The organism is Thermofilaceae archaeon, assembly GCA_038731975.1.
Classification (GTDB): Archaea; Thermoproteota; Thermoprotei; order Thermofilales; family Thermofilaceae; genus JANXEW01.
On sequence record JAVYQJ010000044.1, the window covers coordinates 1 to 6,610 of the forward strand.

General features: G+C 50.8%; 9 protein-coding genes and 1 pseudogene. 1 reads left to right on the forward strand and 9 read right to left on the reverse strand.

Going from position 1 to position 6,610, the window contains the following annotated elements:
- Positions 1-574: 574 nt before the first annotated feature.
- Positions 575-1,768 (forward strand): hypothetical protein, encoded by a 1,194-nt coding sequence (locus QXF46_08885; protein ID MEM0226974.1) that lies wholly within the window; start codon positions 575-577, stop codon positions 1,766-1,768.
- Here QXF46_08885 and QXF46_08890 read toward each other — a convergent pair.
- From QXF46_08890 to QXF46_08930, 9 genes and pseudogenes are all read right to left on the reverse strand, one after another.
- Positions 1,760-2,521: a hypothetical protein gene (locus QXF46_08890; protein MEM0226975.1), complete on the reverse strand. Its 762-nt coding sequence runs from the start codon at positions 2,519-2,521 to the stop codon at positions 1,760-1,762. The two genes, QXF46_08885 and QXF46_08890, sit on opposite strands and share 9 nt — an antisense overlap.
- A 31-nt stretch (positions 2,522-2,552) precedes the next feature.
- On the reverse strand, positions 2,553-3,008 hold the full coding sequence (locus tag QXF46_08895) for a hypothetical protein (GenBank protein MEM0226976.1): 456 nt from the start codon (positions 3,006-3,008) through the stop codon (positions 2,553-2,555).
- Complete coding sequence (locus QXF46_08900; GenBank protein ID MEM0226977.1) at positions 3,005-3,361, reverse strand: hypothetical protein; 357 nt, start codon at positions 3,359-3,361, stop codon at positions 3,005-3,007. Before QXF46_08900 ends, QXF46_08895 begins: the two co-directional genes overlap by 4 nt.
- Before the next feature lie 2 nt (positions 3,362-3,363).
- Positions 3,364-3,687, reverse strand: a complete 324-nt coding sequence (locus QXF46_08905) for a hypothetical protein (GenBank protein ID MEM0226978.1) — start codon at positions 3,685-3,687, stop codon at positions 3,364-3,366.
- A 41-nt stretch (positions 3,688-3,728) separates the two neighbouring features.
- Positions 3,729-3,965, reverse strand: coding sequence for a hypothetical protein (locus tag QXF46_08910; protein ID MEM0226979.1), 237 nt, complete (start codon positions 3,963-3,965; stop codon positions 3,729-3,731).
- A gap of 169 nt (positions 3,966-4,134) precedes the next feature.
- Positions 4,135-4,305, reverse strand: a complete 171-nt coding sequence (locus QXF46_08915) for a hypothetical protein (protein MEM0226980.1) — start codon at positions 4,303-4,305, stop codon at positions 4,135-4,137.
- Between the two features lie 222 nt (positions 4,306-4,527).
- A pseudogene (locus QXF46_08920) lies at positions 4,528-5,106 on the reverse strand (hypothetical protein).
- 4 nt (positions 5,107-5,110) lie between these two features.
- Positions 5,111-5,425, reverse strand: a complete 315-nt coding sequence (locus tag QXF46_08925) for a V-type ATP synthase subunit F (protein ID MEM0226981.1) — start codon at positions 5,423-5,425, stop codon at positions 5,111-5,113.
- A gap of 488 nt (positions 5,426-5,913) precedes the next feature.
- Positions 5,914-6,408 carry a hypothetical protein gene (locus QXF46_08930; protein MEM0226982.1) on the reverse strand — a complete coding sequence of 165 codons (495 nt, stop codon included), beginning with the start codon at positions 6,406-6,408 and terminating at the stop codon, positions 5,914-5,916.
- Between the last annotated feature and the right edge of the window lie 202 nt (positions 6,409-6,610).

The following is a 6,610-nucleotide window of genomic DNA, read 5'->3' on the forward strand; positions in this document are numbered from 1 at the left end:
GGTTAAGGAGAGCGGGAGGTACAAGGTATATCTAAGCAAGACTTACCTCGACATATAGAGGGAAATATCACAGCAGAACCAGACTATAGACCTCCTGATAGTGTTCAACATCTGACCTCCTCCCCGCCCTAAAGTGCGAGGCTTTCAGAAACGGTAACTACTGCAAACTTTAATTATCTATCACGCATTCTGCTAGTTTAAGGTGGGTGTAGTTGAGTGGTTTGTCTCTACCTACTCCTCTCAGGAGGTATGTAGCTAAACACACAAAAAGGAGGAGTAATCTAAGGCACCAGCTGATCCAAGTACTCCAGCTGATCGCATGCGGTGGGAAGATTAGATACAAGGATATAAAGAGGTTCGGTGTTCGGTATCACATAGATAGGATGAGAAAGATCGGTCTCCTCACGCTAGTCCACGAAAACAGAGTCGGATACGTTACTCTCTCCCCGACAGTATTAGCGGTCAACATACGCTCACTTTTACTGAGCTGACCTCCTCCCCGCTCTAAACGGTGAGGTTTTCATAATGGTAAGATGTTCTTTTAACTGTGAGTTTTACCCATATAAATATTCCTATGTGTGTCGTAGTGGGGGTCGTTGACGCGGAGAAGGAGGAGGTTATAACCTTTCTGAAAGATATCTCCAAGTTTCTGACTCCCGCATACCTCGGTATCGGACGCGTTGGTCTGGTTAGAGCCTGGAGTGATGTGGACTTCATACAGCTAAACGCTGTATTCTCGTGGTTGTGTAGAGCCGCTGTACTGACACTCGTGCGGTACCTAGTTCTTACTCTATCGCTCACCGGGATCGGTCTGCTGGTGTTTGCCTCGGTTTACTATCTAGCTAAGGTCTACAGGTACCTCAAGTTCGTCACCCCGATATCGGCTAGGAGGCTCTACACCCCGTTTTCCCTCGTCTTCGCCGGATCCTCGACCATGGTTGGGATGCTGGCACCGTACGTGGTTATGTCCAAGCTCGAGTCCCACCGCGTAGATCTTGGGGCTGTTCGAACAGCTGATACAGTATCGCTGTCGCTTCTAGGTTTGAGCTTCGCGACCCTCGGCTTCCTGCTTTACGCCATAAGTAGGAGGTGGTGGGAGGGTAAAGGGTTCGAGAGGTTCTGCACTCTTCTTTGCCTCCTAGCCGTCTCTCTACCGGTCTACCCGCTTGGCTTGGTGGTCACTCCCCCAACCCTGCTCCTGGTTAGGGGACTCATAACTCGCGCCGTGAACGGAGGGACACCGATGAGTCGCAAGGTCTCCGGTTCTAGTGTGGTTAGGATGTTACTTTGCTCCGTGATCACCTTGGGTATAGCGTCGTCAGTAGTCATACAGAGTAGCCCTCTGATCCACAGCCTACCGACCTGTCCGAGTCAGCTCACAGTAAGTGTAGTTCAAGTCCCCGTGGAGGAAGGTGTTAAAAGAGATGTAGGTTTTCTACTAGTGATCGCTAGTCCAACTGAGAAGACTCTAATCATCAACTACTCAACTATATCCCTCACGATAAACGGGTTCAAGCACATGTCGATACCGATGGATGTATTCCACTTCTTCACAGACATATACTCGATCCAGTTGATGTACTGCGATAACTGCCGGCTCCACCTAGCTCCACGCACGACGTCTCTATACATGTACAGGGTAGAGATCGTCGGAAACGAATCGGTTACTCTAACCCTTAACTTCGAAGCGGTGGTCGGCGTATATAGGAGGGACTACGTATACGCGTGCGGAAAATATGTAGAAGGTAACCTCGTAGTGCTAGATTGAAACCTTCCTGGATCTACCCATCACCACTGTTCCCTCCTTATCCGACGATAGAACAGCCGCCAGCTCTACCACAGATTTTATAAGGTTATCGCTGGTTGGATCGAGCTTTACCTTCCTTCCGTCTAGGTACACTCCGTCCTCCACGATCCTGAGCCTATCCCTACGCGCCAATCCAACTACGTAGTCCAGACCTCCGTTGACCTTCTCTAGAACGTAGTCATAAGGAGCCCCGCTCAGGTATGCCAACGAGATGAACAGAGAGAGCACGTCTGGTTCAACCTTCTTCACACCCCACTCAGTATTTAGATAGGTCTTGAGCAACCACACCTTTAGAACGGCTTCCTCGGGCGGCTGATTCTCTCTCCAGTCGACGATCTCGATGAGATCTCCAACAGTTTCATCCAGCTCGCTGTAATTGTACCTGGTGTACAATCTCACTTTCTTGTTCCTCATCTTCTCTAGTCCCTTGTTGATGATGTCGCGTAGGATGCTCTTCATGTCCGTAACTGCGTCGACCTCTCCCGATATATCCGGAAGTTTCCCTAGGTCGGGATCTACGGTGTACTTTCCGTTAAATTCGAATGATACAGACCTAGTTGCTCTATCCGCTCTAACTACATACTCCTTCCCGTTGTCTACTGTTTTAATCGAACTCACGTCGATTTCATCTAGTGTGTTGACTAGGTACTGCGACCCTATGGTCTGCGACATTGATACCATGAGGCTCTGCGGAGCGTAGTACTGAACCGTCATCACGAATCTGGTTCGACCATCCACCTCGTGGTTAGTCTCGACCAACAGCCAGTACATTGTCGAACTCGTAGTTTCTAACGGAGACGGAGCCGGAGACCCTCATGTTTTCTTCTGTGAGAGGATACCTACAGCTCCTCTTGATCCAGCTGGATATTCTGCTGATCTTCAGCTCTATGTCAGACCTCAGCTCTTTTACTAGCTTTTCGACCTTGTAGACATCCTCGACCCTTGGGTTCTTAACGCTAATCTCTACACGGACCGGAGGATTCGAGGGTTCCGTTGTCGAACTGCATGCATGTGTGTGAACCACTAGTACTGGAGTGGTGTGGTATCTGTGGTTGTATGTTACAGTAAAGTGGAGTCCTCCGTGATCGAAGTTAAACAAGTCTGAACAGGTGTTGAGTGATGGAGTGATACTAAACTCGTTCATGAATTTCTCTAGCCCTAGTTCTTCGAGCAATGTTCTGAATGTCCTCTGGTCATTCATGTACAGCCTATCGTGGGTCTTCGGATCGACTTTCTCCCGTACAGGTACCAGTATGCCTTCCCATCTTCCTCGGACACCGTGAGGATGTCTCTTGCGATAAGCTCGTCCAGAGGTATCCATGCGGACACCTTGCAGTCTTCTTCGTACTTCTGGTCGCTAAGGAAGTGCTCGAAAGACATTGGACGCACCCTGTAGCGTCCTCTGTGGCACTCCTTGACGAAGTTCTTCACTAGGTCGAGCTCTTCGCTAGACATGCTCAGTAGCTCTTGCTTGGTAAGCGTGATCCACAGGCTATCTACGTAGTCGTACTCCAGCCTCTCCATCAGGTATTTCTTCAGTATCTCCGCAGACATGGCTAGTCACCCCTTAGGAAGGAAGTGAATGTCTTGGTCCCTATGTACGCTAGCCTGAGGCTGGTGATGTACTTCTCGAGCTCGTTCCTAGCTTTATCAAGGGATTCGACCATTCTTCTGGCCATGGGTAGTTTATTGACTGTGTCGAGCTTGAGCCACAGCGGTCCTCTGGCGACGTCGCCGGACTTCGCCAACCAAGCTTCGGCTATCTTAAACATCCTTTCATCTAGGAGAACCAGCGAGTAGTTGTATTCATGCTCAACCTTGATTCCCACGTACTTTGTCTCCAACCACGGTTTGGAGCCCCACCTAACAATGTACGACACCGCGTAGTCGGAGACTTCACTCCTTCGCGGTAGGTGTGTGTCTAGTTGTAGTGTTTTTGGGGGTTGTTGTACACTAGCTCACCGACGTCTAGCACAACCTCAGCCAGATCGTCAAACCCTCTGTACTCCCCGCGACTAATCCGCTCGTAGCTGCCGCTGTAGAGTAGAAAACCGAGGAATTCCGAGAATGGGAGAAAGGTGGTGAACAGCGATTGATCGTTAGCTTTAACCACGAGTCCCGGCTCCCAGTACGTCAAATAGGTATTAACCGCTTTCACACTAACCACTTCAAGCGACTGATGATTGCGGATGACCACCTTTTCGTACGATTTTGTATACATGAGTAGCTTAGACCGTATTGGGGGTCGAACACCATCTCTTCTTCGCTACTCTTAACCCCGATTTCGTGGTTCAACACCAAGGGTTCTATCGGAGTTAGACGCAGTTTTAGATCCTCGAGTTTTTTGACGAGGTATCCAGTTGTTCTACTTTTTCTCCTTCTCTGCTCTCTATCTTCTTGGTTTCGTAACCCATAGCTATGAAGACCGCCTTCTCGGAGAGGGGTCTACCTGAAGACGGATCTGTCAGCCTCCTGAAGCTGTGCAACGCGTCAGCCATCTCATTACCCCTCTCCCCACGCCCAACAAATATGTTGACTTAGGTCCTGCTCCACTTAGTTAACGTGTGCATCAAAACCGTCTTGCCGTTTCCGAAACCTCCAGGCACTGCCGCCTTACCGCCCCTAGCTATAGGGAACATTATATCCAAGACCCTAGTCCCGGTTATAAGGGGTTCCACAGGCTCTAGACGCTGTCTGTACGGCCTAGGCTTGCGTATAGGCTACCTGCTCATGAGACTCACCTCCTTCGTTGTGCCACCACCCACGTCCACCACAGCGATCAAGTCCTCAACAGTGTAGTTCCCGTCCCGAACGATCTCCTTCAAAACGCCTGAGACTCCTGGAGGGACCATGATCTTATGCTATGGTATCGGCGTCTCCTGCACGTAACCTAGTACATCACCGCTTTGGATCTTATCACCCGCCCTGACGTTCGACCTCCTGAAAGCCCACTTAACGTCCCTAGGCAGGGCCGGCAGCTTAACACCTCTGCCTATGAAAGCATCCGATAACTCACCGATAACTGAGAGCGGTCTTTGAAGACCGTCATACACCTTGCCAACTATCCCCGGACCAAGCTCTGCCGACAGGAGCCCTCCAGTGCCCTCCACAGGCTCCCTCACCTGAAGCCCCGACGTGTCTTCATAGACCTGAATAAACGCTCTACCGCCCTGCAGCCCTATAACCTCGCCGATGAGCCTCTCCTCACCGACTAAGACAACCTCGTAGACCATCGACCCCTCCATACCCTCAGCCATTATTAAGGGGCCTGAAACCCTAATCACCCTGCCTCTAACCATCCCCTCACACCTCAACAATAACGCCTAAATACGATTTAACCATACGTGAGTAATAATCCTTCACATCTATCTGAGGGACCTCCTTAAGACCGGGTATGAAGACCACCAACTGCTCTCTGCCCACTCTCTCCACCTTATCTATTATTAAATCTCTGAACCTCTGCTGAATCACTATAACGCCCACAGAAGGGTCCCTGTAAAGCCCTACCAGAATTTCAGCGAGCTTCTGCTTGACGTTCTCCAAGCTCTCGACCTCCACAAGCCTCCTGACCCCTGCAAGCTTGAAACCCTCCAGGAAGCTCAGCTCGCCAACCACCACCAAGTCCTTCCTACTTGGGAAGCGACTCATAGAATCTTGCCCACCCCGCAACTTCCTCCTGAATTACGTCGACCGGATACCCGGAGGTAATCAAGTAAATAACTTGGAAGAAGGTCCGCAATTCCCAGTCCTTAAGCAAGATGTAATGAAGCAGGGTCTCAGCCGACGACGGCGCTGTCCTCAGCAGGTTGTGGCACAGGATCGTAGGGAAGACTGCAAGCAGAAACTCGAGCGCATGCGTGTCCGAGGAGGAATTGGTTAGAACCCCCCTCTGCGTAGGTGTCAGAGGAGTCAGAACACTCGCTAAATCACGCCCCTCCCTCAGAGCACGCCTCAAGGAATGCTTAAGACCCTCAAACCTCTCAACACAACCTACACACTCCAAAGCACAGGTGGATACCCCCAGAGCCTCAAGCGCAATTCTAAGCTCCCTAAAGTATGACTCAATAAGCTCCCTGACCAGCTTGTGGATATCTAAATCACCAACTCTAAAACCCCTGTACTTCCTGAAGGGTTTTAACTATGAAGTCAGCTCCAACATACCCCCTCAGGACGGGGAGCAAACCATCAACTTCGGCGACACCCCTCAACGTCCTGGCGGTCTGAGGGCTTAAGTACACGACATCCTCACTGCCGGCGCTCAGGACCCCTGCAAGATCGTTCAAGACGTACCTGCCTACGTGAAGGTTGATCAGCCTCGACACGCTGTCTGAAGGCTTGATCAGTCGGATCTCATCCCTCACAAACCCCTCCCAACATCTAAGTAACCTGCTGTAGATGGTCGGACGCGGTAGGGGGGATTCGCCGTGAATTTCCCTAGCCATGCACGAGCTGATGTCGAGATCCTGCAGGGACGCCAGAAAGTCCGTGAAGGTGCGTGCCACGAGATCGTTGAGCCTGCCCACCAGACTCGGGCTTAGGGTCTTATGCAGGCGTAGCTTCACATGATTGAAGAAAACTTCATCATTGACTGTCCGAAACACAGCGCTAGCCTCCGAAGATCTCCCCCCTCAACCTCCTGTAGAGGTAGGGGGTGACTCTCTCAAGCCTTGTCAGATACGTATTGTCCACACTTAATGAACCGTTGCCGAACTCCACGACCATGCCCCCACGTATCTAGGGTGCAGCAACCCGACCTCCTTAACCCTGCCCTCAATACCTACTTCCTTCACAACGTCCCTGACA